Genomic DNA, 26784 nt, shown 5'->3' with positions numbered 1-26784 from the left:
TTCAAGAGCGACGGGCGCATTTGCATCATTATGCTGACAGACGACGAAATCGACCGCTATGCCCGCCACCTTGTGCTGAAGGAGATCGGCGGGGCGGGTCAGATGAAGCTGAAGGTGGCCCGGGTGGCTTTAGTCGGGATGGGCGGGATCGGTTCGCCGGCCGCGCTCTATCTGGCCGCGGCGGGGATCGGCACATTGGGGCTGATCGACGACGATGCGGTGTCGTTGAGCAATCTGCAAAGGCAGGTCCTGTATGGCGCCGCGGATATCGGCGACGCCAAGGCCGAGGTGGCGGCAAGCCATTTAGCCGGCCTCAATCCGCATTGCGAATGCCGGGTGCACCGGCTGCGCCTCGATGACGGCAACGCAGCCGATGTGCTGGGGGGTTATGATATCGTGCTGGACGGCTGCGATAATTTTCCGACGCGGCTGCTGGTCAACCGGGTCTGTCATGAATTGAAAATTCCGTTGGTTTCGGCGGCGCTGGGCCGTTTCAGTGGCCAGTTGGCGACGTTCGACGGCTCGCCCTGTTACCAGTGCCTGGTGCCCGAGATCCCGCCGGATGCCGAGACCTGCGAACGGGTCGGCGTCGTTGGGGCGCTGGCCGGGATCATGGGCTCCATGGCGGCGCTCGAAGTCATCAAGCTGATCACCGGGGCTGGTGAAAACCTGCGTGGCCGATTGCTGATATTCGACGGTCTGACCATGGGTTCGCGCATCGTCAAGCTGGCATCCGATCCCGCCTGTCCGGTTTGCGACCATTGACGCAAGTGCCTGCGTGACTTGATTTCGGTCAAGGACGGCCGCCACCGGAGCTGACACAGTGTGTCATCGCAACGGGAATTATTCGATCATGAAAATCGCTGCCACCGTCCTGCTTATGGGCTCGATAGCCGTAGCCATGCCGGCCATGGCGCAGACCCGGGCTGAAAACCTGACGCTCGGCACGGCGATCTACAATCGTGACTGCGCGCTCTGCCATGACAACAGCGAGCATATGCTGAACGACAATGGCCCGGCCCTGTTCGGGGTCGTCGGCCGCCGGGTCGCTTCGGTCGACGGTTATGACTATTCGCCGGCGCTTCAGGCCGCCAATGCGAAACACGACCGCTGGACCTATAGCCGGCTCGACAAGTTCCTGACCAATCCGACTTTGATGTATCCCGGCACCAGCATGCCGATGAATTTCGACGACCCGCGCATGCGGAAGGCCATCCTGACCTATCTCAAGACCCTGAAGTCGCATGATTGAACGGCGGCACGGCGGCTATTCCGAAATAGCGGAAATTGTGCCATAAGAGGGTAATCATAAAAAACAGAGGCCAAAAATCAGGGATGACAACGCGCGGGCTCAACTGCTCTTGTGGACCCTTGTCATGCCGTCTGTTGCTAGCCCTGCCCGCCTCCCCGTCGACAAGGACGGCGCCGACGCCCTCTATCTGACGGTCAAGCACACGGTGGCCGAGGATATCTATGCCTTCGCGATCGGCGTTTCCTTTATCGCCCTGGGCATCGTCTTCCTGAAATCGGTCGGCCTGGCCACCGGCGGCGTCGCGGGTATCGCCCTGCTCGTCTCCTATGTCCTGGCCTTGCCGGTCGGCGTGCTGTTCATGCTGATCAATGTGCCCTTCTTCCTGTTTGCCTGGCCGGCCATGGGCAAGCGCTTCATGGTCAAGACGGTGCTGGTCAATATCGCCATCATGGCGGCGACCACCTATGCGCCGCTGGCCTTCAAGCTGAGCGGCGTCCATCCCCTGTTCGCCGCCATTTTCGGCGGCACCGTTATCGGCATGGGTTTGCTGGCCCTGGCGCGGCATGGCGCCGGCGCCGGCGGCACGGGTGTGCTGGCGCTCTATCTGCAAAAGACGCGCGGCATCAATGCCGGCAAGACTCAGCTGACCTGCGACGCCCTGATCATGGCGGTTTCGCTGGTGGTGCTCGACTGGCACCAGGTGCTGTACTCGCTGATTTCAGCGGCAGCCATGAGCGCGGTTTTGGTATGGTTCCACAAGCCGGAGCGTTATCTGGGGCGGTAGCGGGCGAGATTCGGAGTGGCTGTGTCCGGATTGGCGGAAAACCGACGCTCCGAATCTCAATATGGCTATTTTTGTATGGTATTATATTGCCGTATGGACTGGGCGAAATTACGATGTGTAAAATTTATTGTCATGTTTCGTATTTTATCCATTGACATGGCAGGGCAAGCTTGGTAGGTTTTCCTCAGCATCCAGTGTTGCGAATGAAATCAACCCCACGGTCTTTGGCCGATGGGGCTTTTTTATGCCTGAGGAGGGCCTTCCATGACCACAGAGACAAAGACCGAGCGGCGCCCGCGCAGCACCTATTCGGAAAAGCTGGCCGAGCGGGTTTGCCAGTTGATTGCGATCAGCACGATCGGATTGAAGCGCATGGTGGCCGCCGATATGACGCTGCCGAGCGAAAGCACCATCTATCTGTGGGTCCAGCTCTATCCCGACTTCCACGACAAGTATCATGCGGCGCGGGAAGCCCAGGCCGAGGCGCGATGGGCGGCGTGTCAGGTGATCGCCGAAGACTACCAAAAGGATGTCAAGGTCCTGGTCGATGCGAGCGATCCGCAGTTGGCGGCGAAGACCAAGGCGCTGAATGAAGCCGCCAAATTGGTGATCGATGTGCAGTGCCGGATGATTGCCTGGCTGTCGCCGAAGAAAGCGAGCGAAATTGTCAGCAAGCCGCCCAAGCGCAAGAGCAAGCCCTTTATGTACAAGACCCTCGACGACCTGATCTGCTAAGGCGCAGCGGCGGCCGGGCTCGTTTTATAGCGACGGGGGCGGTCGGATTCGAACGGGCGACCAAGTCGTCATGCGTCGAGACTGACGGCGGAGCTATACGCCAAAATCAGTATGGACGCCGAACATGTGCTTCTGTAGTGCCGTATCGGAAACGTCGGGGAATAGTGCTCCTGTCCCCCTGTTTCCCGCAAGCCTTTTATGTACACCCTTGGCGCCGGAAGTCAGGCAGGTTGTGATCGATAAATTCCGACTTTATAGATCACTATTTTCTATATTTTGATCTATAAGTGTAATAAATATCCATCATGACGTGGAACTGGCAACAGGAAGACTGGCCGAATTTTGTCTGGGATGCCCGCAAGCTGACCAGGGCGGAAGCGCTGTTCAGCGAGGGCGCCGGGGTCGTTATCGGCGCGTCCAAGCATTTGGCGGCGGACGAGCAGCAGGCACTCAGCATCGACATGATGAGCCACGAGGCGGTCGATACCTCGGCCATCGAGGGCGAACGGCTTGACCGCGACAGCGTGCAATCTTCCATCCGGCGCCATTTCGGCATGGCAAGCCACCGCCGCAGCAACCCGGCCGAGGCCGGTATCGCCGACATGATGGTCGACCTTTACCAGCATGTATCCGATCCGGTTAGCGAGGCGGTCCTGTGGAACTGGCATCGCATGGTGATGAACGGGCGTACGGACATCAAGGACATCGGTGGCTATCGACGCCATGACGACCCGATGCAGATCGTGTCCGGTGCCGTTTATGCGCCCAAGGTCCATTTCGAGGCGCCGCCGTCAACGGCGGTTCCCGGCGACATGGCGCGCTTTATCCTGTGGTTAGAACAGAGCGGCCCGAAGGGTGACGCGCCCCTGCCCGCTCTGACGCGGGCCGGCATCGCCCATCTGTGGTTCGAGAGCATCCACCCGTTCGAGGACGGCGACGGCAGGATCGGCCGCGCCATTATCGAGAAGGTTCTGGCCCAGGGGCTGTCGACGCCGGTGATCACCGGTATATCCGGCACCCTGCTGAAATACCGTAAAGCCTATTATCTGGCGCTCGAACGCGGGAGCCTTGATCTCGATGTCACGGATTGGCTGCTGTGGTTCGCCGCCAAGGCGATCGAGGCGCAGAAACGCACCCTGGCTCAGGTGGAGTTTATCCTGCACACGTCGCGCCTGCTCGACCGGCTGCGTGGTCAGATCAATTCCCGGCAGGAGAAGGCGCTATTGCGGGTGCTGGCGGCCGGACCGGATGGTTTCGTCGGCGGATTGAGCGCTGCCAACTATATGCGTATTACGGAGGCGCCTTCGGCGACCGCCACGCGTGATTTGGCCGGCCTTGTCGAAATGGCGGCTTTGATGCGAACGGGTGAGCGCAAGGCGACGCGGTATCACCTGAATATGCCGGTAGAGGCGATTCCTGAGGTTACGGTTCGCGATATTCAATAAGGCAAGACGCGGATGGCGGTCGTTGCGCCCTTCCCCGTTTGGTTTGCGTCATTCCGCAGCGTACGGAGGCTGGGAGTTGGGGGGCTTCCGAAACGTTGTAGTACGCTTCTCACCTCCCGAAATGTGTGGATCCCAAAGCGTAAACGGGGTGGTGAGCAAATCTTGCAGGTCTATTCCCACGCTGGCGCAGCCTTAGGATTGCCGGGTACGCAGGGCACGGCGGTGAACATCCAGCGCATCCACAGGTGTGGCTCCACAAGCCCGAGCGTTATCTGGGCTGGCAAACCATGACTGGTTGACCGGACATCATGTCTGGTATAGCGTACATCAAAACCACGATTATGGGGACGATGGGTGCTGAAAATTGCTGGCTTTTTGCTGATTTCATTGGCTTTCGGCGCCGTTTTGGCGTGGGCGGGCATGATCAGTCACTTTCCGCTTGGCGGGTTGGGCGCCGCGGCGCTGGTGGCCTGGGCGATCCTGGCACGCCGGCGCTGGGAGGGGCTGAAGGCCGCCGACGGCAGCGATCCCGGCGCGCCGGAACGGATGGTGTGGCAAAGACTGGCCGGCACCGCGATGATTTCGGCGCATCTGGCCACTGTCTTGCTCAATCCGCACATCGACCTGCATGTCGGTCAGGGCAACTACCTGGCCCTCGATAACTGGACCCTGATCGTCGGTGTCATGGTCAGCGCCTTTGTCTTTCGCGCCGACCGCCATGAACGCGACGAGCGCGACGACCGGATCGATGCGCGCGGGACGCGCTGGGGTTACGGCATCCTGATCGCCCTGCTGGTCGTCCTGTTGCTCTATATGGGCTTTGCGCCGCGGCCGTGGCAGTCGGCCCTGACGCACTGGATCCTGGCCAATGCGCTGATCGCGCTGATCCTGGTGTCGTTCGTGGCACGGCAATGCGTGCAGTTGAGCGGCTATGCTCAAGACCGGTCATGGGACAGGTCATGAGTGACTCCCTGATCGGCAATCATTTGCGGCGGCTGCGCTTCGATCACGGCGAGATGACGCAGGATGCCCTGGCGCGCGCCGTCGGTGTGACGCGTCAGACGATCGTAGCGCTGGAGACCGGGCGTTATGCGCCGTCGCTGGAGCTGGCGATGCGTCTGGCGGGCGTATTCGGCAAGGGCGTCGACGATGTATTTTTCTGGAAGGACGGATTATGAAGACAATCCTTGGCTGGGCAGGTCTTGTCCTTGTGCTGATCGGGATCGGCGGGTTGGCGTTCAAGCTGTTCGAGCCGGTCTTCGTCTATAATGCCGGGTGGCGGCCGATGCCTGCGATCGCGCCCGTGGCGACGGCTGAGACCGGCAATGACGCGTGGGCGGCGCAGGGTCAGCGCGCGCTCGAAGCCCTGAAGGCGGCGCGCCGCGATATCCAGGCGCCGGCGATATCCGCGGCCATTTCCGTCGACGGTCAATTGGTGTGGCGCGGCGTCACAGGCTTTAGCGATATCGAAGCCGGCCGGGTGGCGGATTTCGATACGCGTTTCCGTCTCGGCAGCACATCAAAGGCGGTGACGTCCGTGGCGGCCGGCACCTTGATCGATCACGGCAAGCTGGATGTCGATCAGCCGATCCAGACCTATGTGCCGCGTTATCCGCAACAGGCATGGCCGATGACTTTGAAACAGGTGATGAGCCATCGCGCCGGCATCCGCGATTACGAGCTGTGCCTGTGTTTTCCGATATGGGAGCATCTCAATACGCGGCCGTTCGCCAGTGTCGATGGGGAGGTCGAGCGCGTGGCCCATTCGCCGCTGCTGTTCCAGCCGGGCACGGATTTTCGCTATACCAGTATGGGCTATAATCTTGTCGGCGCCGCGATCGAACAGGCTTCCGGCGAGCCGTTTGGCGCCTATGTCACGCGGGCGGTGTTCACGCCTTTGGGCATGACGCATTCGGGGTTGGATACGGCCGGTGCCGCCGGTTTTTACGAAACCCGCGACGGTGACTATGCCCGGGCTTTCCCGGTCGACAACAGCATCCGCTGGCCGTCGGGCGGGTTCCTGTCGACGCCGTCGGACATGGTGAAGCTGGGCAATGTCATGTTGGACGACCGGCTGTTGTCGGCGAAGACACGGAGTTTGTTGGTGACCGTGCCGGCGGATGGCGGAATGTCGAACGGCGCCAAGGTCTATGCGTTAGGGTGGCGGCACAGCACGTGGACGCTCTATGACGGCCAACTGAAACTGGACAGTTATCATCATGGCGGCACGGCGGTCGGCAGCACGTCGGTTTTCGTGGTATTGCCGGAGCGGCATATCGTGTTGTCGTTGATGATGAATAAGGGCGGCGAGAACGTCGATGGTTTGTACGGCGCGGCCGATAAGATTTTACAGGCGTTTATACCGGCGCCGGTTCAGCCTTAGAACGGCTAGCCGGAAGGAAGTACCGCTCACCCGTGTCTGGGGCTGTCCCGCACAGATACAGGTAGGCCGGCAAGCAAGACACCCCACCACCGCATCTAGCCGCGAAGACGCGGCGTCGTGCGGTCCCCCTCCCCGACAAGCGGGGAGGATCAAGGAAATCAATAACTTATTGTTCTTTTCAGACTGCCAGATGGTGTCGGAAGTTAAATAGAAAATTGTGCGAATCCTGTAGCCTTGAAAGGGGCCTGGGGAAATGGCGTGTCTCTGCCTAAGTCAAGATCGTTCATAGGTCATGGCGGTGATTATCCAGCGCGTCCACAGTCGCGGCAGCAGGAACATGAACGGGATCATGCGTGCACCTTGCCGAACAGCGCGCGCAGTTCGTCCTTGGCCTGTTCCAGCACATGTTTTTGCTTGTCCGGGAGGTTATGACCGGCGCGGTTGATATAGAAGGTCAGCATCGACATGGCCGAGCGATAGGGGCTGGACTTGCGGCGATGGCTGTCTTCGGCCGATTGTTTCACGGAACGGGCGATGGCTTTCGGATCTTGGGATTCGAAGACGTGCGCCTTGAGATCCAGCGCGTTGGAATGTTCGGTGACGTCCTGGGACCATTTATTGGCGGGCATGACGGGACTCCTGTGTTGCCGCCATGGTGAACCCGCGATCATCAGAAAAACATGGGTCGTGGAGGGGCGAGACATCAGGTTTGCGAAAATAATTGCCTGCAGGCGAACCGTTTTGTCCGTTTGCCGCCTCTTGTCCGGTATGCGCCGCGGTCATCGCCGCGCAACAAGGAGGTTGTGATGTTGTACAGCAAGAATGTTCCCGCGTTTGAGCGCCTGATCCGCATAGTGATGGGGGTGGCCGTGGCCGTGGCCGGCCTCTACCTGTTCAAGGGCGGCCTGCTCGGCTATGGTTTGGCCGGTGGCGGCGCCATGATTGCGTTGACAGGCTTTGTCGGCTTTTGTCCGATGTGCGCCCTGGCCGGCCGCAAGCTCGCCAAACGCCTGCCGAAGGATTGACGATGGCGGTATCCGTTAGCATGATCATAATGGATGCCGCGGTTGCCGGCGACCGCGACGCCATCATGGCCGTTATGGCCGCCGCGCAGGGCGATATCCGCCGCTACGCCAGGAGCCGGTGCCGCTCAATGTCGGATGCCGAAGACGCCGTCCAGGAAACGCTTTGGGTCGTCTACCGGCGGATCGGCGCCTTGCGGCGGCTCGAGGCGTTTTCCGGCTGGCTGTTCCAGATCGTCCAGCGCGCCTGCCTGAAACTAGCGCGCCAGGGCATGCCGTTCGTCGACATAGCGGCGCTGGAAGACGATCTGCGTTTTGCGCATCGTCCCGAGGCGGAGTTGCGCCTCGACGTCGCCGGGGCGATACAATCCCTGCCGGCGCATTATCGCGATGTGGTGCTGCTGCGCGACGTCGGCGAACTGACAATCGACGAGATCTCGGGGCGGCTATTGCTGTCGCGGGAAAGCGTCAAGGCCCGGCTGCATCGCGCGCGGCTTCTCATGCGGGAGTATCTTAGCGGCTGATTAGACATTCGCCCGGGATTCCTGTATAGACCCGGCCAATCCCGACATATGCCTTTTTTGAAAGCCGCTTAACTTGGCCCATACGCTCGACCTGTCCGCAAAACCTACCACCCTGGTGAACATCACCGGCCTGACGCGCGACGGCCTGATCCAGGCGCTGAAGGACTCCGGCGTTGTCGAGGAGCGCAAGGCGAAGATGCGCGCGACGCAGATCTGGCGCTGGGTTCATCATTACGGCTTCACCGATTTCGACCGCATGACCGATATCGCCAAGGACCAGCGCGGTCCCTTGGCGGAAAAATTCACCCTGGCCCGGCCGGAAGTCGTCGAGCGCCAGGTCAGCGCCGACGGCACGCGCAAATGGCTGATCCGCATGGCGCCGGGCATCGAGGTCGAAACCGTCTATATTCCCGATGTCGGCCGGTCGGGCGCGTTATGCGTCTCCAGCCAGGTCGGCTGCACGCTCAACTGCACCTTCTGCCATACCGGCACGCAAAAACTGGTGCGTAACCTGACCGCGGCCGAGATCGTCGCCCAGGTCCAGGTGGCGCGCGACGACCTGAACGAATGGCCGTCGCCCAAGGAAGACCGCAAACTCAGCAATATCGTCTTCATGGGCATGGGCGAGCCGCTGTACAATCTCGACCATGTCGCCGACGCTATCGACATCATTTCCGACGGCGAAGGCATCGCCATTTCGCGCCGCCGCATCACGGTGTCGACCTCGGGTGTGGTGCCGGAACTCGAAGCTCTGGGTAACCGCACCCAGGCCATGCTGGCGATTTCGCTGCACGCCACAAATGACGAACTGCGCGACGAGATCGTGCCGCTCAACAAGAAGTACAATATCGCCGCCCTGATGGAGGGCATCCGCAACTATCCGGGCATCTCCAATGCCCGCCGCGTCACCTTCGAATATGTCATGTTGAAGGGCGTCAATGACAGTTCGGCCGAAGCCAAGGCCTTGTGTCAGCTTCTCAAAGGCATTCCGGCCAAGATCAATCTCATCCCGTTCAATCCGTGGCCGGGCACCGATTATCAGTGCTCCGACTGGAAGACGATCGAGTCCTTCGCCGCTGTGCTGAATCGCGCCGGCTATGCTTCGCCGATCCGCACGCCGCGCGGCCGCGATATCCTGGCCGCCTGTGGGCAGTTGAAGTCGGAAAGCGAAAAGAAGCGCGCCAGTGTCGTCAGGCGCGAGCAAAAAGCGGCACAGGACGATGGGTCAAATCAGGATAACGGTGATACAATCAGCCTGCCGTTTGCGGCGCTGGCTGCCGGCATGATCGACTGAAGCCAAGCCCCGCCTTAAGCCGGCCGGTGTCATCTAAATTTTATCCACAGCGCAGGATCGCGGACTTGATCTTGCACGGACAATCCTCCATGACTACCACGCTTGTTGCAAAAGCGACGGGCGCGTACCGCCAGAAAGTGCCAGGGGACCCAGCGCATGACACCTGATTTCTTTTCCAATTTCCTGTCTCCTGAAGTTTTGCGGCCGGAAATCCAGGCTTTCGGCACCGGTTTCGTCATCACCCTGGCCCATGCCGGCGTCACCCTGTTGATGCTGTTTATCGGCTCCTTCGTCTATTCGATCCTGACGCCTTACAAGGAGATCGCCCAGATCCGCGACGGTAATTCCGCGGCCGCCGTCGCCTATGGCGGGGTGATTATCGGCCTGGCTATTCCGCTGGCCGCCTCCATGGCCGCGTCGACGTCGTTGCGTGAAATCCTGCTGTGGGGCGGCGCCACCATCGTCCTGCAATTGTTCGTCTTCCGCCTGGTCGACTTCCTCCTGGCCGGGTTGCCGGCGCGCATCAATGAGGGCGAAGTTTCCGCCGCCGTGCTGCTGGTCTCCGCCAAGCTGGCCGCCGCCCTGATCCTCGCCGCCGCCGTCGCGGGCTAAGCGATATGAAACTTGACTGGCTTCTTTATGCGGCCTGTATCACCACCCTGGTCGTGGTGACCGGCAAGTGGCACGAACAATCCGACGCGCCGCCGGCGCCGCCCCCGCCGGGCATCGGCGAGATGTCGCTGTTCGCCAATTTCACGCCGTTTTCCGCCGGCTCGATCATCAACCTGCCGGTCGACGACCAGAAGATCATGCGCGGCACCGCCTTTTCGGTATCGCAATCGGGCGAATGGATCGTGGCGCGCGACAGCATCGCCGGCTGCACCCACCCCTTCCTCAATATCGGTGGCAATCTCGGCGTGCCGTTGAAGCTGCGCGATGCGCCGAAGGCCGACGCCCAAAATGCTAATGCTTACGTCATCGCGGTGACCGATGGCGCTGGCCGTCCCTTGCCCTTGGCCGATCCGCAAACCGTCGTGCCGGGCGTACGCGGCTTCATGCCGGGCTTTCCGTCGGGCCAGGTCGGTGAAGCGACGGCGCGCCTTATCGGCAAGACCGTCGTCGAAGGCTCCAAGCGTTTTCAGCGCAACGAACCGGTCCTCGCCTGGGCTCAGGCTGGGCGCACGGTCGGCATCAAGGGCGACCTCAACCAGCTGATCGGAGCCCCGGTAATCGACGACAATTCGCGGGTCATGGGCGTGGTGCTGCGTGAAAAGCCGCGGCGCGGGCGGATCTATACCTCGATCCCCGAAACGGTCGTCGCCCTGGCCAATGTGCCGGACCGCAAGGCCGACTTCGAGTCGGAAGCGACTATCACCAAGCGCAATTACGGCATAGTGTCGGATACGCTGCGGCGGGAATATCGCGTCGCCCAGGTCGGCTGTATCAAGTCCTAATCCTGTCAGATTCCGGTGACGGGTGTGCTAGGTGCACCGCTATGACAGCCAATCCTCTCGACCCCGTGCATCTGAAACATCTGGCGGAGACCGATCCGCGGTTGCGGCCGCTGACCGAGCATTTCAGCCATGTCCTCTATCGCAAGCGTCCGGGCGGGTTTCCGGCTCTGTTGGGGTTGATCGTCGAGCAGCAGCTGTCGGTCAAGGCGGCGGAGACCATCCTCGGAAGGGTTCGCGACGGATTAGGTGACGTCAGTCCAAAGGCCTTTTTGGCCCACGATCCGGAGCTGTTGCGCGGTTATGGTCTGTCGCGGCCGAAGATCGCCTATGCCCGGGCTCTGGCCGAGGCCTTTCATGCGGGGGATTTCGACACGGAACGGCTGGCCGATATGGATATAGAAGCGGCGGCCGAGGCGTTGGTGGCGTTGAAAGGGATCGGGCGGTGGACGGCGGAGGTCTATCTGATGTTCAGCGACGGGCGATTGGATCTGTTTCCGGTCGGCGATATCGCGTTACGTGAGGCGGTGGGTTGGCTGGACGGATTGGAGGCGCGGCCCGGGGAGGCCTACTGTGCCGACCGCGCCAAGGTGTGGTCACCGTATCGTTCGGTGGCGGCGCACCTGCTGTGGGCATGGTATTCAGCCGTCAAACGCGGTGAGATGGGGCGGGATTTAGGGTAGCAGAATGGCGTCCGGATTCAGGCCCTGGAGAATCTGATTGACCATGACGCCGTGCGCCGGCATGGACTTGTCATCGCCCTCGTTGAACATCACAACCAGGGCCAGTTTGAGTTCCGGCTCCAGGATGCAGTAGCTGTGGAAGCCCTCGATATTGCCGGTCTGCCAAATCACCCGCTTGTCGGGCGCCGTCAACATCTGCCAGTTCAGGCCGGCGGCGTAGTTGCCGGATTCGGCATAGTGCTGATGCGACAATTTCACTGCCGGATCGCTTTCGGCTAACTGCCAGGCGGCATATTTGAGCATGTCGGTGACATCGGATTTCAAGCCGCCGGCGGCCGCCAGGACCTCGGAATTGCCGGGCATTTCGCGCCCCGTCCCGTCATAGCCTTTGGCCATGGTTGCGGGTGTGGGTTTGAAGGTGGTGGCCGTCATGCCGAGCGGCTGCAAAATCTTGCGTTCGACCAGCGCCTCATAGGAGCGGCCGTAGATGCGTTCCAGGATATAGCCGGCCAGCATGGCGGCGGCGTTGGAATATTGCACGATTTCGCCCGGCTTGCCGGCCAGCTTGACCTTGTGCAGGTCGGCGTAGAAATCGGCGCGGCTATAGGTCTTTTCGAAGGTGTCGATGCGGGTGAGCCACGGCGTGTCGCCCGGCACGGGCTGGGTTTCCGGCCGGTCGGGAATAAAGAAGGGCAGGCCTGAACGGTGATCGACCAGGTCGGCGATATGGATGGGCCGGCCGTCAAATTCGAGATTGGGATAGTCGCCCTCGAGATAATGGCGGATATCGTCGTCGAGCTTGAGCTTGCCCTCCATCGCCGCCTGGGCCAGCAAGGTGCCGGTAAAGGTCTTGGTGATCGAGGCGATGGGATAGAGGGTCTTGTCGGTCGGTGTTTTGGTTTGGCCCAGCTCGGTTGTGCCGTAGTGAAAGGTGAAGGTTTGGCCGTCTTCGATGACGCCGATCGATATGCCGGCGGCCTGGGGATTGGCCTTGCGAAAGGCCTGGGCGGCGGTGTCGACCGTGGTCTTGATGGCGGCGGCATCGGCGGCGGCGCGCGCTTCGGGCACGGTGATGAAGAGGAAACAGAAGGCCCAGGCCAGAACATGCAGCGGTTTCATGACGGCGTCCCACATTTATATACGAAGATCTTCGTATGTGGTAGGACGGCTTTGCGACCAAATTATGTCGCGACCGAAAGCGCGTCGCCGATAGCGACCTCGCCGTCTTCGAGCACGCGCGCCGTGATGCCGCCATGGCCGCGCACGGCATTATAACCGCCGGGGCCGAAGGTCGCTTCCATTTGCGAGCACGGGTGGCATTCGCCGGTCATTTCCAGAAGGGCGGAACCCACGCGAAAGCGCTTGTCCTTCAGAGCCAGCAGGTTGATGCCGGAAACCAGGATATTACGGCGTAGCTGTTCCGGCGTAACCGGTTGAGCGAGATAGGCGGAGATGGCGTGCAGGTCTTCATGTTGGATGAGGGTAACCTGACGCTCGCCGCTACGGCCCGAGTAACGGTCGCCGGCGACGCCGCGTTGGGTGTCGAGCGCGACACGACCGAGCGATACCATGGCGGCACCGCGCGATGGCCGGACGCCGATCCATTGGACCGTGCCCGGCCGCATGGGCGCGTTGAGCAGTTTCGATAGGGGCGAATTGGGGTTCAACACGCCGCTGTCTTAAGCCGCCATCAGTCTTTTTTCAACGCCGGTTTCGGATCGTGCGACTTTTGCTTCAGCTGCAGGTCGGGCTTCAGGTCGTGCTCGTTGGCGTCCTTGGGCACGGTGAAGTGATGCTGATCCTTCGGATTGAAGTAGTCCTTGTCCTCGCCCGCCTGGTTCAGTTCGTTGGGTGAAAACACCTTCTTGCCGACAAAGGTGCCCGTGCCGGTCTTGTCGGTCAGCGGATCGTCCTTGCGGTCGGAATTGGCTTCCGGCGATTGCGGATCGTCGGAAGCGTCGGCCTCGACCGGCGCTTGGGCCGGGGTGGTGTTGGTCGTCGGAACGCTGGCAAAGTCGCGGCGCTCGTCGAGGCTGGTGCCGGTGAAATTCGGGTTTTCCATGATACGTCCTCCTGTAAACAAACGACCAGTGTAAGCCCTGTCGCGTAAGGACCGGGTGGCGTTGTGACAGGAGGACGATAAAGGCAGCGTAAGGGTCAGCCGAGGCCCTTGGCGCCCTCGATCAGGTTGGCGACGACCGAAGGATCCGCGAGCGTCGAAATATCGCCCAGGGACTCCGGCTGACCCTCGGCGATCTTGCGCAGGATGCGGCGCATGATCTTGCCTGAACGCGTCTTGGGCAGGCCGGGTGCCCATTGGATGACGTCCGGTGTCGCCAAGGGGCCGATTTCCTGGCGGACCCAGTTGCGCAGCTCGACCTTTAGCGCGTCGGTCGGCGTGACGCCGGCCTTCAAGGTGACATAGCACCAGATGCCCTGGCCCTTGATATCGTGCGGATAACCGACGACGGCGGCCTCGGTGACGCCGCTGTGGCCGACCAGGGCGCTTTCGATTTCGGCCGTGCCGAGACGGTGACCGGAGACATTGAGCACGTCGTCGACGCGGCCGGTAATCCAGTAATAGCCGTCTTCGTCGCGGCGGCAGCCGTCGCCGGTGAAATACTTGCCGGGATAGGTCGAGAAATAGGTGTCGAGGAAGCGTTGGTGGTCGCCGTAGACGCTGCGCATCTGACCCGGCCAGCTGTCGGTGATGCAGAGATTGCCTTCGGTGGCGCCTTCGAGCACCACGCCCTCGGCATCGACCAGACACGGCTGGACACCGGGCAACGGCTTGGTGGCGGAACCCGGCTTGGTCGGGGTGGCGCCCGGCACCGGCGAGATGAGAACACCGCCGGTTTCGGTCTGCCACCAGGTATCGACGATCGGGCAGCGTTCGTCGCCGACGACGCGGTGGTACCACAGCCAGGCTTCGGGATTGATCGGCTCACCGACCGAGCCCAGCAGGCGGAGAGAGCTGCGCGAGGCGGCCTTGACCGGCTCTTCGCCGAAGCGCATCAGGGCGCGGATCGCCGTCGGCGCCGTGTAGAAGATGTTGACCTTGTGCTTGTCGATGACGTTCCAGAAACGGCTGTTGTCGGGATAGTTGGGCACGCCCTCGAACATGACCGAGGTGGCGCCGTTGGCCAAGGGGCCGTAGACGACATAGGAGTGGCCGGTGACCCAACCGATATCGGCCGTGCACCAGTAGACGTCGCCGTCCTGATAATCGAAGACGGTCTTGTGGGTATAGGCCGCCCAGGCGAGATAGCCGCCGGTCGTATGCAGCACGCCCTTGGGCTTGCCGGTCGAACCGGAGGTATAGAGGATGAATAAAGGGTCTTCGGCGTTCATTTCCTCGGGCACGCAGACGTCGGACTGGCCTGCCAAAGCTTCGGCGATGCTGACGTCGCGGCCATTGTGCTTGAGATAATGCGCCTTGGTGTGTTCGACGACCAGGACATGCTTGACGTCCGGGCATTGCAGCAGGGCCAGGTCGACATTGGCCTTGAGCGGGATAGTCTTGCCGCCGCGCAGGCCTTCATTGGCGGTGATGACGATGTCCGACTGGCAATCCTGAATACGGCTGGCGATGCTGTCGGGCGAGAAACCGCCGAAAATGATATTATGGACGGCGCCGATGCGAGAGCAAGCCAGCATGAAATAGGCGGCTTCCGGGATCATCGGCAGGTAGATGGTGACGCGGTCGCCCTTCTTGACGCCGTAGGATTTCAGCAGGTTGGCGCGTTTATTGACCTCGACGGCCAATTGCTTGTAGGTCACGCCGTAGGAGACGCCCGGGTCGTCGCCTTCGAAAATCAGCGCCGTCTGGTCGCCGCGCGTCGCCAGGTGGCGGTCAATACAGTTGACCGAGACATTGAGCGTGCCGTCGTGGAACCAGCGAATGCGGAAGTCTTCACGTTGGTAGGAGACGTCCTTGACCTGGCTATAGGGCTGGATCCAGTGCAGGGCGTCGCCCAGCGTCCGCCAGTGGGCATCTGGATCGCGGGCGAACAGCGCGTGCTGGTTGGCCAGGCCGTCGGCGGTCAGGGTCTTGGGGCGGAGAAAGTCGGCGGGGACGCGGAAAAACGTATCGGACATGTGGCGGTTCCTCGGATTCCTTGGGAGGGAATTTCGTTGGGCGGACCTTAGGGAATGCGTCAAGGCGAGTCTATAAGACCAATGCGAAAAAACCTTGAGATAACTGTGTGCGACGCGGTTTATGGCCCGGACGCGATGCAGATTGCGACATGTTTGGGCTCAAGCGCCGCCGGGCTCCTCGCATAGGCTCGGGCGCACGCTTGTGCTTGCCGAACAGCAAAGCTGTTCGGAGATGAACTCCAAGACTTGCCTTGCATTCGCTCTGCCCGTAAGCAAGGTAGGAAAACCGTTTCATCGGAGTTCCCCATGCTTCTGGCCATGTCCACCTGGCGCGAGATCGATGAGCGCCTGAAATCATCACGCACCGTCATCATTCCGATCGGCTCGAACGAACAGCACGGGCCGATGGGGCTCCTGGGCACCGACTGGCTGTGCCCGGAAATCATCGCCCACGTCGCCGAACAGAGCGGCGACCTGCTGATTGCGCCGACCTTCAATATCGGTATGGCGCAACATCATCTCGGGTTTTCCGGAACCATCAGTTTGCGGCCCTCAACCTTTATGGCGGCCATCGAGGACTGGGTGCATTCCCTGGCGCGGCACGGCTTCGATCGCATCTATTTCCTCAACGGCCACGGCGGCAATATAGCGACCATTGAAGCGACCTTTTCGCAAATCTATGCCGCCTATTCTTATGAAGGCCGCCCCTGCCCGTTCATTCTGAAACTGAAGAATTGGTGGGACCTGCCCGGCATCGCCCGGCTGTGCGCCAAGCTCTATCCCGAAGGCCATGGCACGCATGCCACACCGTCGGAGATCGCCGTGACCTTCGCCGCCTATCCCGACCGCGTTAAATCGGCGGCAATGGAGCCGCGCATCGCCCCCAACGGTCCGATCCGCGACGCGCTGGATTACCGGTCACGCTTTCCCGACGGCCGTATCGGCTCGGACTCGTCGCTGGCCAATATCGAGGACGGTCAAAAAATCATCGACGCCGCGGTCGCCGGCCTGATCGAGGACATCGCCAAGTTTGACGCGGAGTAGTCCGGGGTCCGTGTCATAAGCGGTCAGCCGGCGAAACCTGCCATTAGGTAATCTACGGTAATATCAGGTTCATTATCAGCCTTGAGGTTATGAACGTGATCGAAAACCTGCGCCTGGCCATTCGCAATGACCTCGAATCTACAGAGGAGGCACGCCGCTTCGGCTCAGGGTGGATCAGCGGGGTTCTCGGCCTGGCGCTTGCCGGTTCGGCCCTGCTTCTGCTGCTCAGCCAGCAATATCCCGCCTGGTTTGCCGTAGCCGATCTGAAGTCCGTTCATGCCAATCCATGGTACATGGCAGCCGTCCAGGGCATGACCCTGGCTGGCTTCCTGCTCGCCTGCCTCAACCTTGTCCTGCGGCGCAACCGGATCATCGGATTTTCCGCCATGGCCCTGGTATTGGTGACCCTGTCCCTCGGCACACTCGGCAGCCTCAAAACCGTCGGCATCGGGCCCAATCTCGGCCTCGACTGGTTCGTGCTTAACTTGCTGCTGAAGGGCGCCCTGTTCATCCCGCTTGAAAAGTTGTTCAGCGGCGACCGCAAGCAACCGCTGTTCCGCACCGAGTGGCGCGAGGACCTGTTCTATTTCCTGATTTCCAGCCTGCTGATCCAGAGCATGGCCTTTATCTCGCTGGCCCCGTCACTGGCGGTGATGGCGCATACCACCGGCTGGGCCGGCTTCCGCGCCCTGGTGGCCAGCCAGCCGTTCGTGGTGCAGGTAATCGAGTTGATGATCGTGTCGGACTTCATGCAATATGCCTTCCACCGTGCCTTCCACAGTGTGCCGTTCCTGTGGCGCTTCCACGCCGTCCACCATTCGGCCCAGGCGATGGACTGGATGGCCGGTTCGCGCATGCATCTGGTCGAGATCCTGGCCCTGCGCGGCTTCACCATCATCCCGATGTATGCGCTCGGCTTCGGCCAGGGGCCGCTCTACAGCTATATCTTCTTCGTCTATCTCGTCTCGGCCTTTGTCCATGCCAACCTGCGTTTCAACGACAAATGGCTGGCGCCGTTCGTGGTGACGCCGCGCTTTCACCACTGGCACCACGGCATCGAAAAGGAAGCCATCGACGTCAATTTCGCCGTACACTTTCCGTGGATCGACAAGCTGTTCGGCAGCTATTATCTGCCGGCGGACAAATGGCCGGAAGGCTATGGCATCGATGGCCATCCAATCCCGAAAGGCTACTGGAGGCAGTTCGTGTATCCATTTCGCAGGAAATAGGATCAACGCAAACGCCTCAGCCTGGTCGGGGTCGCGGGACGTGGAAGTGTTTCAGACCTTTTTCTACCTACTTCACGAACCGCGCCAGTAGCCGGATATAGGCCGTCTGGTAGCTGACGGAGGGCTCGGTCACTTCCCAGGAATCGATCGGCCAACTCTGGTTGAAATCGGCGTAGGCCTTTTGCGATGGCTGGCCGACTGGTGGTGACGGAGGCGCTGAGCCGCAGGCCGGGTTGAGGCCGGGGCAGCCATCCGCCCAATTATAGTCCGGGTTGGCGCCGCCGACGAGATAGCCCGGCGGCGGACCGTATTTCGATTTCGAGACGCTGTTCCACGGCGTCCCCGGCGCGTACCAGGTGTGGTAGAGGTTATCGACCGAGTTGGTGGCGCCGAACGCTTTCATGTTGCTGAGATAGACCTTCCCCAGCGGGTTGACGCCGTGCAGGTAATGCACAAAGCCGGCCGCCGCATTCATATCGTCGGTGGCGCTGTGGGTGCCCAAACCGTAGAGGGCTTCATCGGCGAAGATGCTGCCGGCATTGCCCTTGATGCCGCTGCTGCCCCAGCCATAGGCCGAAATATGGGCCAGGTAAGGATCGCTGGCGGCCTGGGCCCAGCCCATGGTGTCGTAGCCGGCGGCGAAGGCGCGTTTGATATCGGCGGCGACCTGGGGCGTGGCGTTGGCCGTGGCGGCATAGTCGAGCAAGGGCGCCGTCTGGGGATAGTCGAAATCGACCGTGATGCCTTGGGTGAAGATATGGTTTTCGCGATAATGGGCGTCGATATAATCGCGATAAACGCTGTCGCCGGTCAGGTCGTAGAGATAGATGGCGGCGCTTAAGGCCCCCATGGCGCGGCCATAGTCGTCAACTTCCTGCTGGCCGGCAGCGAGACCGTCGGAATGGTCGCGGGCGTCGTTGTTGTAAAACAGGACGTGCGGATGGGCCTGGGCCCAGGTCCAGGCGCGGACGGCGCGGACTTTCAGATCGGCGGCGTAATCGGCGAATTGCGGCAACCGGCCGTAGATCTTCGCGGCATAGGCAAAGGCGCCGGCGCCGCCATAGGTCGCCGCCGTCGAGGCAGGGCCGTAATAGCTCGGTGCCTTGGCGGCCGATGGCGGCGAGGCGTGGGCGACACCGAGGACCGACAGCAGCGAGCCGTCGTCGTTCTGCATGCGGACCAGCCAGTCGGCTTCCCACTTCACCTCATCAAGCAGGTCGGGTATACCGTTCCCGGATTCCGGAATGTTGAAATCGTCCGTAAACGCGGCCGGATTTTCGCTATAGGCATGCAGGAGACCGACGACATAGTCCGCGCTCCAGCGGGTATAGCGGTTGAAGTCGCCGGCGTCGTACCAGCCGCCATGCAGGTCGCGGGCGGTCGACTTGTCGCCCTTGGCGCTGTAAAGGCGCGCCTCGGAATCCTGACCGTGGCCAAGGTGCGACGCCTTGTCGGTCCAGGCGGCGCCGGCATATTGCGCGTCCTTGGGAAAGCCGGCGCGCTGGTAATAAAGCATGCGCACGGCCTGGACCAGAACGGGCTTGTAGACATTTCCGGCTATTTCGAAGGGTACCGAATCGTAACCCGCCTGCTTGTCGCGGATCAGATAGGTGCCGGGAGCGGTGAGGCTGGTGAAATCGAACGCCCAGGCATGGTCGCCGGAGCTCGGATCGACGGCGCCATTGTTCCACGCGACCGACTTGCCTTCGAAGACGACCGCCTGGGTTTTGCTGTCGATGACCTGATAGACGGCGCCCGGGGTGAAATCCCAGCCGTTATCGAAGCCGATCTCGGGGTCGCGGATGATTGCGATTTTTTGCGCATCGGGCAGGTAGCCGAACTGATCGACCACGACAAAAGGCGTCGGCGGCGCATCGTCCTGGGCGAATGCTGGTAGACCGACGGCAGCAAGCGCCAGGCCGAGTAGGAGTGCGCGTTTCATCAAATCCCCATCTTTATTGCTCAAGCGCCGGGCTTGGCGCCCCCCTCGCTCCTCGCATGGGCTCGGGCGGGCTTTTGCCCTTGTCAACGGCCAAGGCCGTTGGAGTGACCGCGAACATGGCCCATTTACACAGCTTCGCCAAGTCGGATAAGGTCGACCCATAAACAGCCGCGCAAAGCGGCACTTTGGGAGATACCGTCATGACTTTCATTCGCGCCTTGATGTTGAGTTCCGCCCTCGCCTTGGCCCTGCCCGTGGCCGCGCACGCCCAGGATAAGCCGTGGCTCGATCCGAAGCTCGATGCCGACGCCCGCGCCGATATGGCCGTCAAGGTGATGACCCAGGCCGAGAAGATGCAGATGGTCTTCGGCTATTTCGCCACCAAGGCGCCGTGGATGAATTTCGACCTGCCCAAGGGCGCCCTGCCCGACTCTGCCGGTTTCGTGCCGGGGATCGAGCGGCTGGGCATTCCGCCGCAATGGCAAACCGATGCCGGGGTCGGTGTCGCGACGCAAAGATCACCCACACCGCGCGAACGCACCTCCCTGCCCTCGGGCATGGCCACCGCGGCGACGTGGAACCCGGAGCTGGCCTTCCAGGGCGGCGCCATGATCGGCCATGAGGCGCGACTGTCCGGCTTTAATGTGCAACTGGCCGGCGGGGTCAATCTGGCGCGCGATCCGAGGAACGGGCGCAATTTCGAATATGCCGGCGAAGACCCGTTGCTGGCCGGGATCATTGCCGGCAACGAGATCAAGGGTATCCAGTCGAACCACATCATCTCGACCGTCAAGCACTATGCCTTCAACGACCAGTCTACCAGCCAGGACCACCTTGATTCCAAAATCGACGACGCGGCGGCGCGGACCTCAGACCTGCTGGCCTTCCAGATCGCCATCGAGACCGGCGATCCGGGCAGCGTCATGTGCTCCTATAATATAATCCATGGCGATTACGGCTGCGAGAACGACTGGTTGCTCAACCAGGTGCTGAAGACCGACTGGGGCTATAAGGGCTATGTCATGACCGATTGGGGCGCCACCCATTCGACGGTCAAGGCGGCCAATGCCGGGCTGGACCAGCAATCGGGCTTCCCGTTCGGCAAGGAACCGTGGTTCGGCGCGCCGTTGCAGGCAGCGATCACAGCCGGACAGGTGCCCCAGGCGCGACTCGATGACATGGTTCACCGTATTCTCTACGGCATGTTCGCCAATGGCGTGGTCGACGATCCCGTGGCCGGCGACCAGGCCGCCAAGCTCGACATGGTGGCGGATGGCAAGATCAGCCAGGCAGACGCCGAAGAGGCCATGGTCCTGCTGAAGAATGACGGCCTGTTGCCACTGGCCAAAACCGCCAAGACCATCGCGATTATCGGCGGCCATGCCGATGTCGGCGTGCTGTCCGGCGGCGGGTCGTCCCAGGTCTATCCGGTCGGCGGCATGGCGGTGCCGAATGAAGGTCCCGACAATTTCCCCGGGCCGATGGTCTATGATCCGTCGTCACCGATGAAGGGTATCCAGGCGCGGTCATCGGCCAGCCTCACCTATGCTTCGGGCAAGGACGTCAAGGCGGCAGCGGCCCTGGCGGCCAAGAGCGATGTGGTCATCGTCTTCGCTACCCAATGGTCGGCCGAGGGCATGGACCAGAAGGATTTGAGCCTGCCGAATAATCAGGACGCCTTGATCAGCGCCGTGGCGGCGGCCAATGCGAAAACCGTTGTGGTTCTGGAGACCGGCGATCCGGTGACGATGCCGTGGCTCGACAAGGTCGGCGCCGTGGTCGAAGCCTGGTTCCCCGGCACCAATGGCGGCGAGGCGATTGCGCGCGTCCTGACGGGAGAGGTTACGCCTTCGGGCCACCTGCCGATCACCTTCCCAGCGTCGCTGGATCAATTGCCGCGGCCGGTCCTGGACGGCGGCAAGGACGACAAGAAAATCTACACCGCCGATTACGATATCGAAGGGGCGGCGGTCGGCTATAAATGGTTCGACAAGAAGGGCTTAAAGCCGCTGTTCCCGTTCGGTTACGGCCTGTCCTACACCACCTTCGAGATGACCGAGGTCCATCCGGTTGATGTGACGCGGGACGGCCTGATCGTCGGGTTTACCGTCAAGAATACCGGTACGGTCGCCGGCAAGTCGGTGGCGCAGATCTATGTCGCCGGTGATGGCTGGGAAGCGCCAAAGCGGCTGGGCGGGTTTGCCAAGCTCGACTTGGCGCCCGGTGAGAGCAAGAGCGGCCAGGTGACGGTCGATCCGCGTTTGCTGGCGACCTATGACTCAAGCTCCAAGACCTGGACCGTCGCGGCCGGCAAATATACGGTGATGCTGGGGGATAGCTCCGACCACATCGCGCAAAAGGTCGAGGTTACGCTCGACAAGATGGTGTTCGATGTGCGCGGCAAGGCGATGTTTTAGCCCAATGTCTTCTGTCACGTCCGTTTCTCCAAAATTTCCGAGCCTTTCCGAGGTGGAGAAAATTGCATTTCCAGGAACTGTTTATGCAGTTACTGGTGAACGAGATTGGATCTATTACGGCCAGGCCACGCTTAATAAACGAATTGGCTTTTTGCGCAGGCGTGATCGTGAGGTCGCTACTCTTGCCGAAATCTTGGGTTCACCTATCATGTCGGTGGTAAACGTAGCGACCGTAGAACGGGCATTGCGTAGCGGACATTGGATGACGTTAGGGAGTGCCGACATGCATCCCGACCTACGTGTTCCGAAGCCCGTTGTTCAATGGCCAGTCGGCACCCTGATCGTGACAGTTCACGATCATCTCAGTTCATACGACACTCGTGTGGAAGACCCGGCCATTCAGCATTTTGAAATAGCTGCCTCATGGGACGCGGAATATCACATCCCTCCCAGGTTAACCGCTGATTTTGGCGAGGAACCTGCTGAATGGCACGTGGGAGGCACTATCTTGCGCGAACGGCGTGTCAAAGAAGAACGAGCACGCCGTTTCCCCGACATGCCATGGCATCAACTGCCGTTAGATTGGGTGCCGGTTTAAGCCCGCTCCGACTTCAGCGGCCGTGACAGCAGGGCGTCGATGGCGGCATTGACGTCCATCTTTCCCGCCAGGACGGCGGCGACGGCGTTGCACAAAGGCAGTTCGACCTCGTACTTGCGGCCGAGATCGACCACGGCCGGCGCCGACTCGACACCTTCGGCGACGCTGACCTTGCCGTCCAAGGCCTGGGCCAGGGTTTGGCCGCCGCCCAAAGCCAGGCCGACGCTCATATTGCGCGATTGCGGCGATGAGCAGGTCAGGACCAGGTCGCCCATGCCGCACAGGCCCGACATCGTCTCGAACTGCGCGCCCATGGCCATGGCCAGGCGCGACATCTCGGCAAAACCGCGGGTGATCAGGGCAGCGTGGGCATTGCGGCCCAGGCCCTTGCCTTCGGCGATACCGCAGGCGATAGCGATGACGTTCTTGATGGCGCCGCCGGCCTCGGCGCCGATCAGGTCGGTGCTCTGGTAAGGCCTGAAGGTCGGGCCGGCGATGGTGGCGGCGATGCGCGCCCCGATGGTCTGGTTCTCACAGGCGATGGTGACGGCCGACGGCAAGCCAAGCGCCACTTCGCGGGCGAAATTCGGTCCGGCCAGGACACCCGGCACGGCTTCGTGCAGGACGGCTTCCAGCACTTCGGTCATCAGGCAGTCGGAGCCGCGTTCGACGCCTTTCGAACACAGGACGATCGGCAGACCGGCACGGGCAAAGGGTTTGAAAGCCGTCAGGGTGGCGCGCATATGTTGGGCCGGCGGCACGGCCAGGATCAAGTCGCAGCCGGCCAGATCGGCGAGGTCGCCGGTGGCGGTGATGGCGTCGGACAGGGCGACACCCGGGAGATAGAGGCGGTTCTCACGGTCGCCATTGACGGAGGCGACGACCTCGGCTTCGCGGGCATGCAGCAGGACGCGGTTGCCGCCTAAAGTAGACACTTGAGCCAGGGCGGTGCCCCAGGCGCCGGCGCCGATAACGCCGACGGATGTAAAGGTCTTTACCTTCAAGATCGCGCTCCCTTGCGGCCGCTATGTTTGTGGACCGGCGCGGATGCCGCCCGGACCTCGTCCAGCGGCCAGCGCGGCCGCGGCTGAATCGCCATGCCGGACAAAACCAGCCCGGCGCGGGCATCCTCACCCAAGCGGGCGTAATGTTCAAGGCCTGCCAGGGCGATCATGGCGGCATTGTCGGTGCAAAACTTCATCGGCGGGGCGACAAAGCGGAAACCGTTTTTGCCCGCCAGCTCGGTGAAAGCCGTGCGCAGGAACTGATTGGCGGCGACACCGCCGGCGACGACAAAGGCCGGTTCAGTCACATTGTTTTGTTCGCGGAACAGCTTCATGGCGCGTTCCGAGCGCTCGACCAGTTGCCGGGCGATGGCGGTCTGGACGCTGGCGCACAGGTCGGCGCGATCCTGTTCGGTCTTGACTTCGTCGTGGGCGATGCGGGCGGCGGCGGTCTTCAGGCCCGAAAAGGAGAAGTCGCAATCCTTGCGGCCGGGCATGGCGCGCGGCAGGGGAAAGCGCGTCGGATCGCCGTCCAGGGCGCAGCGTTCCAGAGCAGGGCCGCCGGGATAGCCGAGGCCGAGGACCTTGGCGATCTTGTCGAAGGCTTCGCCGGCGGCGTCGTCGATGGTCGTGCCGAGGCGTTCATAGTCGCCGACGCCCTTGACCGACAGAAGCTGGCAATGGCCGCCGGAGACCAGCAGTAGCAAGAAGGGAAACTCCACCTGCTCGGTCAAACGCGCTGACAGGGCGTGGCCCTCCAGGTGGTTGATGCTGATCAAGGGCAGGCCGCGGGCCAGGGCGAAACCCTTCGCAAACGACAATCCGACCATCACGCCGCCGATCAGGCCGGGGCCGGAGGTGGCGGCGACGGCATCGAGGGCGACGTCGCCGGCTTCATGCAGGGCGCGCCGCGCCAGGTCGTCGATGGTTTCGACATGGCTGCGGGCGGCGATTTCGGGGACGACACCGCCGAAGGCCGCGTGCTGCGTCACCTGGCTGTGGATCAGGCTCGACAGGACATGGGTGCCGGCCGCATCGCGACGCACCACGGCAACGGCGGTTTCGTCGCAACTCGATTCAATACCCAGGACGGTTATAGCCATTGTCATGCGGAACCCTTCATCCTGTCATATGGCCGCACGTCAAGTCTTTTGCATTGAACCACGGCGATAAAGTGATAGGAACACCGCATGGTGAAACTCAAAATCGGCACCCGCGGATCGAAACTGGCCCTGACGCAATGCGGCTGGGTCCAGCGGCAAATCGTAGCGGCCATGGGCGACGATCCGGCGCGGGCCGAAGAGATCGCCCCTCTCGTGATCATCTCGACCCAGGGCGATCGCATCCAGGACCGGCGCTTGATCGAGGCCGGCGGCAAGGCTCTGTTTACCAAGGAAATCGAGGATGCCCTGCTGCGCGGCGACATCGATATCGCGGTGCATTCCTTGAAGGACATGCCGGCGGCGGAGATCCCCGGCCTCAGCTTGTGCGCTATTCCGGTGCGCGAAGATCCGCGCGACGCCTTTGTCAGCTTGAAATATGAATCGATCGACGATCTGCCGCAGGGCTCCAAATTGGGCACGGCCAGCCTGCGCCGTCAGGCACAGGTGTTGAGCCGCCGGCCCGATCTCGACATCGTCATGGTGCGCGGCAATGTCGATACGCGCCTGCGCAAGCTGGAGGCCGGTGAATGCGACGGGCTGTTGCTGGCGGCGGCGGGTTTGAACAGGCTGGGCCTGGGCGATCAAATACGCTCGTTTGTCGATCCCGAGGTTTATGCGAGCGCCCCAGGTCAGGGGGCGCTGGCCGTCCAGTCGCGCACCGGTGATCTCGGCGCCGCCTGGATGAAGGTCCTGCACCACGAAGAGACGTTTTTGTGCGTCCAGGCCGAACGCGGTGCGCTCGAAGCCCTGGAAGCCTCGTGCCGCACGGCCGTCGGCGCCTTTGCCAGAATCGACAACGGCGCGATGCGCTTTTTCGTCGAGGCGCTGAGCAGCGACGGCAAGACGCGGTGGCAAAGGCGCGGCACGCTCGACGCCCCGACCGCTGTGACGGCGCGTGCCATGGGTCTGAGGTTGGGGGAAGAGATCAAGGCTGAAGCCGGCCCGGACCTGATTCAGGCAGGGATGTAAACGCATGGCATCCGGTTTCGTCGTTTGGGTCACAAGGACGGCCGAAGGCGCCAAAGGCACGGCACGAGCGGTAACGGAACTCGGCCATGAGGCCATTGTCGCCCCGGTCCTCAGCGCCAGGCCGCTGTCTCCGATCATCGACTCCCACAGCTTCGACTCGGTCATCGTGACCTCGCGCAACGGCGTCAATGCCTTTGCCAATGTGTGCAGCCGCCGCGCCCTCACCGTCTATTGCGTCGGCGACGCCACGGCCGAGGCGGCGCGGGCGAAGAAATTCCAGCATGTCATTTCGGCCCAGGGCGATTCCGAGGCGTTGCACGCCCTGATCCGCGACAGCGTCGACAAGGGGACACGCCTGCTCTACGCCTCGGCACGCGAGCCGGCGACCAACCTGACCCAGGCACTGCGCGCCGACGGTTTCAATGTCCGGACGGCCGCCGTCTACGACACCCAGGACGTCATTGCCAAACTGACACCGGCCGATATGGCGCGAATTACCCATGTTCTGATCCATTCGCCCAAGGCCGGCCGCGCCATCGCCAGGACATTGATCGCCCATCACGGCAAATTTGCTTGCGACAAATTAAGCATTATCTGTATTTCTGAAGCGGCATGGCAGGGTCTGGAAACTGCTCTGGCGGGGGTGGCCGGCGGAAATAATCTCGCTGAACGGCTGCATCCGCGCATTTCGCCGTTTCCCGACGAAGCGTCCATGCTAAAGCTGATAGACTGAACGCACGGATGAGA

The 26784-nt window shown here is 61.8% G+C and carries 28 protein-coding genes; 20 read left to right on the top strand and 8 right to left on the bottom strand.

Going from position 1 to position 26784, the window contains the following annotated elements; translation table 11 throughout:
- Positions 1-30: 30 nt before the first annotated feature.
- The 8 genes from AC1DX3_RS10395 (at position 31) to AC1DX3_RS10360 (ending at position 6599) form a co-directional block, all read left to right on the top strand.
- Positions 31-765, top strand: a complete 735-nt coding sequence (locus tag AC1DX3_RS10395; protein WP_476989209.1) for a HesA/MoeB/ThiF family protein — start codon at positions 31-33, stop codon at positions 763-765.
- An 88-nt stretch (positions 766-853) separates the two neighbouring features.
- The gene (locus tag AC1DX3_RS10390; RefSeq protein ID WP_476989208.1) at positions 854-1252 is read left to right on the top strand and encodes a c-type cytochrome; all 399 of its coding nucleotides are present in this window, start codon (positions 854-856) and stop codon (positions 1250-1252) included.
- Positions 1253-1376: 124 nt separating this feature from the next.
- Entirely contained in the window at positions 1377-2036 is a 660-nt protein-coding gene (locus AC1DX3_RS10385; protein WP_476989207.1) for a YitT family protein, read from the top strand.
- 264 nt (positions 2037-2300) lie between these two features.
- Complete coding sequence (locus AC1DX3_RS10380; protein WP_476989206.1) at positions 2301-2771, top strand: terminase small subunit-like protein; 471 nt, start codon at positions 2301-2303, stop codon at positions 2769-2771.
- 305 nt (positions 2772-3076) lie between these two features.
- A complete protein-coding gene (locus AC1DX3_RS10375; RefSeq protein ID WP_476989205.1) occupies positions 3077-4216 on the top strand; it encodes a Fic family protein in 1140 nt (379 codons plus the stop codon).
- 354 nt (positions 4217-4570) lie between these two features.
- Positions 4571-5179, top strand: a complete 609-nt coding sequence (locus AC1DX3_RS10370; protein ID WP_476989204.1) for a hypothetical protein — start codon at positions 4571-4573, stop codon at positions 5177-5179.
- Positions 5176-5394 carry a helix-turn-helix transcriptional regulator gene (locus AC1DX3_RS10365; protein ID WP_476989203.1) on the top strand — a complete coding sequence of 73 codons (219 nt, stop codon included), beginning with the start codon at positions 5176-5178 and terminating at the stop codon, positions 5392-5394. Before AC1DX3_RS10370 ends, AC1DX3_RS10365 begins: the two co-directional genes overlap by 4 nt.
- Positions 5391-6599 carry a serine hydrolase domain-containing protein gene (locus AC1DX3_RS10360; RefSeq protein WP_476989202.1) on the top strand — a complete coding sequence of 403 codons (1209 nt, stop codon included), beginning with the start codon at positions 5391-5393 and terminating at the stop codon, positions 6597-6599. The genes AC1DX3_RS10365 and AC1DX3_RS10360 overlap by 4 nt, the downstream gene beginning before the upstream one ends.
- A gap of 347 nt (positions 6600-6946) precedes the next feature.
- Here the strand turns inward: AC1DX3_RS10360 and AC1DX3_RS10355 are convergent, their stop codons facing one another.
- A complete protein-coding gene (locus AC1DX3_RS10355) occupies positions 6947-7228 on the bottom strand; it encodes a DUF3175 domain-containing protein (protein ID WP_476989201.1) in 282 nt (93 codons plus the stop codon).
- Positions 7229-7405: 177 nt separating this feature from the next.
- Between AC1DX3_RS10355 and AC1DX3_RS10350 the strand changes: the two genes are divergently transcribed.
- From AC1DX3_RS10350 to AC1DX3_RS10325, 6 genes are all read left to right on the top strand, one after another.
- On the top strand, positions 7406-7624 hold the full coding sequence (locus tag AC1DX3_RS10350) for a YgaP family membrane protein (RefSeq protein WP_476989200.1): 219 nt from the start codon (positions 7406-7408) through the stop codon (positions 7622-7624).
- A gap of 2 nt (positions 7625-7626) precedes the next feature.
- Positions 7627-8145: an RNA polymerase sigma factor gene (locus AC1DX3_RS10345; RefSeq protein ID WP_476989199.1), complete on the top strand. Its 519-nt coding sequence runs from the start codon at positions 7627-7629 to the stop codon at positions 8143-8145.
- A gap of 73 nt (positions 8146-8218) precedes the next feature.
- Positions 8219-9439 carry a dual-specificity RNA methyltransferase RlmN gene (gene rlmN / locus AC1DX3_RS10340; RefSeq protein WP_476989198.1) on the top strand — a complete coding sequence of 407 codons (1221 nt, stop codon included), beginning with the start codon at positions 8219-8221 and terminating at the stop codon, positions 9437-9439.
- Positions 9440-9595: 156 nt separating this feature from the next.
- Entirely contained in the window at positions 9596-10051 is a 456-nt protein-coding gene (locus tag AC1DX3_RS10335) for a DUF350 domain-containing protein (RefSeq protein WP_476989197.1), read from the top strand.
- A gap of 5 nt (positions 10052-10056) precedes the next feature.
- On the top strand, positions 10057-10893 hold the full coding sequence (locus tag AC1DX3_RS10330) for a peptidase (protein WP_476989196.1): 837 nt from the start codon (positions 10057-10059) through the stop codon (positions 10891-10893).
- Between the two features lie 41 nt (positions 10894-10934).
- Positions 10935-11573 (top strand): DNA-3-methyladenine glycosylase family protein, encoded by a 639-nt coding sequence (locus tag AC1DX3_RS10325; protein WP_476989195.1) that lies wholly within the window; start codon positions 10935-10937, stop codon positions 11571-11573.
- Here the strand turns inward: AC1DX3_RS10325 and AC1DX3_RS10320 are convergent.
- The 4 genes from AC1DX3_RS10320 to acs form a co-directional block, all read right to left on the bottom strand.
- Positions 11565-12692: a serine hydrolase domain-containing protein gene (locus AC1DX3_RS10320; RefSeq protein WP_476989194.1), complete on the bottom strand. Its 1128-nt coding sequence runs from the start codon at positions 12690-12692 to the stop codon at positions 11565-11567. The genes AC1DX3_RS10325 and AC1DX3_RS10320 overlap by 9 nt on opposite strands.
- A 62-nt stretch (positions 12693-12754) precedes the next feature.
- Positions 12755-13243 carry an MOSC domain-containing protein gene (locus AC1DX3_RS10315; RefSeq protein WP_476989193.1) on the bottom strand — a complete coding sequence of 163 codons (489 nt, stop codon included), beginning with the start codon at positions 13241-13243 and terminating at the stop codon, positions 12755-12757.
- A gap of 20 nt (positions 13244-13263) precedes the next feature.
- Positions 13264-13635, bottom strand: coding sequence for a hypothetical protein (locus AC1DX3_RS10310; RefSeq protein WP_476989192.1), 372 nt, complete (start codon positions 13633-13635; stop codon positions 13264-13266).
- A gap of 95 nt (positions 13636-13730) precedes the next feature.
- Positions 13731-15671, bottom strand: a complete 1941-nt coding sequence (gene acs / locus AC1DX3_RS10305) for an acetate--CoA ligase (RefSeq protein WP_476989191.1) — start codon at positions 15669-15671, stop codon at positions 13731-13733.
- Positions 15672-15977: 306 nt separating this feature from the next.
- Here acs and AC1DX3_RS10300 point away from each other — a divergent pair, with 306 nt between their 5' ends.
- Together AC1DX3_RS10300 and AC1DX3_RS10295 are read left to right on the top strand one after the other, a co-directional pair.
- Positions 15978-16715 (top strand): creatininase family protein, encoded by a 738-nt coding sequence (locus tag AC1DX3_RS10300; protein ID WP_476989190.1) that lies wholly within the window; start codon positions 15978-15980, stop codon positions 16713-16715.
- A 95-nt stretch (positions 16716-16810) separates the two neighbouring features.
- Positions 16811-17944, top strand: coding sequence for a sterol desaturase family protein (locus AC1DX3_RS10295; RefSeq protein ID WP_476989189.1), 1134 nt, complete (start codon positions 16811-16813; stop codon positions 17942-17944).
- A gap of 67 nt (positions 17945-18011) precedes the next feature.
- Here the strand turns inward: AC1DX3_RS10295 and AC1DX3_RS10290 are convergent, their stop codons facing one another.
- The gene (locus tag AC1DX3_RS10290; protein WP_476989188.1) at positions 18012-19886 is read right to left on the bottom strand and encodes a glycoside hydrolase family 9 protein; all 1875 of its coding nucleotides are present in this window, start codon (positions 19884-19886) and stop codon (positions 18012-18014) included.
- 200 nt (positions 19887-20086) lie between these two features.
- On the opposite strand from AC1DX3_RS10290, the gene AC1DX3_RS10285 reads away from it, so the two are divergent.
- Together AC1DX3_RS10285 and AC1DX3_RS10280 are read left to right on the top strand one after the other, a co-directional pair.
- Positions 20087-22303 (top strand): beta-glucosidase, encoded by a 2217-nt coding sequence (locus AC1DX3_RS10285; protein ID WP_476989187.1) that lies wholly within the window; start codon positions 20087-20089, stop codon positions 22301-22303.
- A gap of 4 nt (positions 22304-22307) precedes the next feature.
- Positions 22308-22901 (top strand): hypothetical protein, encoded by a 594-nt coding sequence (locus AC1DX3_RS10280; RefSeq protein ID WP_476989186.1) that lies wholly within the window; start codon positions 22308-22310, stop codon positions 22899-22901.
- Here the strand turns inward: AC1DX3_RS10280 and AC1DX3_RS10275 are convergent.
- Both AC1DX3_RS10275 and tsaD read right to left on the bottom strand, forming a co-directional pair.
- Positions 22898-23905, bottom strand: a complete 1008-nt coding sequence (locus AC1DX3_RS10275) for an NAD(P)H-dependent glycerol-3-phosphate dehydrogenase (protein ID WP_476989185.1) — start codon at positions 23903-23905, stop codon at positions 22898-22900. The two genes, AC1DX3_RS10280 and AC1DX3_RS10275, sit on opposite strands and share 4 nt — an antisense overlap.
- Entirely contained in the window at positions 23902-25014 is a 1113-nt protein-coding gene (tsaD, locus tag AC1DX3_RS10270) for a tRNA (adenosine(37)-N6)-threonylcarbamoyltransferase complex transferase subunit TsaD (protein WP_476989184.1), read from the bottom strand. The genes AC1DX3_RS10275 and tsaD overlap by 4 nt, the downstream gene beginning before the upstream one ends.
- A gap of 81 nt (positions 25015-25095) precedes the next feature.
- On the opposite strand from tsaD, the gene hemC reads away from it, so the two are divergent.
- Both hemC and AC1DX3_RS10260 read left to right on the top strand, forming a co-directional pair.
- Entirely contained in the window at positions 25096-26037 is a 942-nt protein-coding gene (gene hemC / locus AC1DX3_RS10265; protein WP_476989183.1) for a hydroxymethylbilane synthase, read from the top strand.
- A gap of 4 nt (positions 26038-26041) precedes the next feature.
- The gene (locus tag AC1DX3_RS10260; RefSeq protein ID WP_476989182.1) at positions 26042-26770 is read left to right on the top strand and encodes a uroporphyrinogen-III synthase; all 729 of its coding nucleotides are present in this window, start codon (positions 26042-26044) and stop codon (positions 26768-26770) included.
- Positions 26771-26784 lie beyond the last annotated feature (14 nt).

This window comes from Asticcacaulis sp. P2_B1 (assembly GCF_056404915.1).
Note: the sequence above shows the minus strand (reverse complement) of the source record. Positions and strands in the feature narration are given on the sequence as shown.

Excerpts from the sequence above, each read along its gene's own strand:
- acs (WP_476989191.1), bottom strand. The coding sequence starts at position 15,671 with ATGTCCGATACGTTTTTCCGCGTCCCCGCCGACTTTCTCCGCCCCAAG.
- tsaD (WP_476989184.1), bottom strand. The coding sequence starts at position 25,014 with ATGACAATGGCTATAACCGTCCTGGGTATTGAATCGAGTTGCGACGAA.
- AC1DX3_RS10290 (WP_476989188.1), bottom strand. The coding sequence starts at position 19,886 with ATGAAACGCGCACTCCTACTCGGCCTGGCGCTTGCTGCCGTCGGTCTA.
- AC1DX3_RS10355 (WP_476989201.1), bottom strand. The coding sequence starts at position 7,228 with ATGCCCGCCAATAAATGGTCCCAGGACGTCACCGAACATTCCAACGCG.
- AC1DX3_RS10395 (WP_476989209.1), top strand. The coding sequence starts at position 31 with ATGCTGACAGACGACGAAATCGACCGCTATGCCCGCCACCTTGTGCTG.
- AC1DX3_RS10280 (WP_476989186.1), top strand. The coding sequence starts at position 22,308 with ATGTCTTCTGTCACGTCCGTTTCTCCAAAATTTCCGAGCCTTTCCGAG.
- AC1DX3_RS10385 (WP_476989207.1), top strand. The coding sequence starts at position 1,377 with ATGCCGTCTGTTGCTAGCCCTGCCCGCCTCCCCGTCGACAAGGACGGC.
- AC1DX3_RS10345 (WP_476989199.1), top strand. The coding sequence starts at position 7,627 with ATGGCGGTATCCGTTAGCATGATCATAATGGATGCCGCGGTTGCCGGC.
- hemC (WP_476989183.1), top strand. The coding sequence starts at position 25,096 with ATGGTGAAACTCAAAATCGGCACCCGCGGATCGAAACTGGCCCTGACG.
- AC1DX3_RS10350 (WP_476989200.1), top strand. The coding sequence starts at position 7,406 with ATGTTGTACAGCAAGAATGTTCCCGCGTTTGAGCGCCTGATCCGCATA.
- AC1DX3_RS10365 (WP_476989203.1), top strand. The coding sequence starts at position 5,176 with ATGAGTGACTCCCTGATCGGCAATCATTTGCGGCGGCTGCGCTTCGAT.
- AC1DX3_RS10335 (WP_476989197.1), top strand. The coding sequence starts at position 9,596 with ATGACACCTGATTTCTTTTCCAATTTCCTGTCTCCTGAAGTTTTGCGG.
- AC1DX3_RS10285 (WP_476989187.1), top strand. The coding sequence starts at position 20,087 with ATGACTTTCATTCGCGCCTTGATGTTGAGTTCCGCCCTCGCCTTGGCC.
- AC1DX3_RS10260 (WP_476989182.1), top strand. The coding sequence starts at position 26,042 with ATGGCATCCGGTTTCGTCGTTTGGGTCACAAGGACGGCCGAAGGCGCC.
- AC1DX3_RS10325 (WP_476989195.1), top strand. The coding sequence starts at position 10,935 with ATGACAGCCAATCCTCTCGACCCCGTGCATCTGAAACATCTGGCGGAG.
- AC1DX3_RS10360 (WP_476989202.1), top strand. The coding sequence starts at position 5,391 with ATGAAGACAATCCTTGGCTGGGCAGGTCTTGTCCTTGTGCTGATCGGG.
- AC1DX3_RS10300 (WP_476989190.1), top strand. The coding sequence starts at position 15,978 with ATGCTTCTGGCCATGTCCACCTGGCGCGAGATCGATGAGCGCCTGAAA.
- AC1DX3_RS10375 (WP_476989205.1), top strand. The coding sequence starts at position 3,077 with ATGACGTGGAACTGGCAACAGGAAGACTGGCCGAATTTTGTCTGGGAT.
- AC1DX3_RS10380 (WP_476989206.1), top strand. The coding sequence starts at position 2,301 with ATGACCACAGAGACAAAGACCGAGCGGCGCCCGCGCAGCACCTATTCG.
- AC1DX3_RS10390 (WP_476989208.1), top strand. The coding sequence starts at position 854 with ATGAAAATCGCTGCCACCGTCCTGCTTATGGGCTCGATAGCCGTAGCC.
- AC1DX3_RS10310 (WP_476989192.1), bottom strand. The coding sequence starts at position 13,635 with ATGGAAAACCCGAATTTCACCGGCACCAGCCTCGACGAGCGCCGCGAC.
- AC1DX3_RS10330 (WP_476989196.1), top strand. The coding sequence starts at position 10,057 with ATGAAACTTGACTGGCTTCTTTATGCGGCCTGTATCACCACCCTGGTC.
- AC1DX3_RS10320 (WP_476989194.1), bottom strand. The coding sequence starts at position 12,692 with ATGAAACCGCTGCATGTTCTGGCCTGGGCCTTCTGTTTCCTCTTCATC.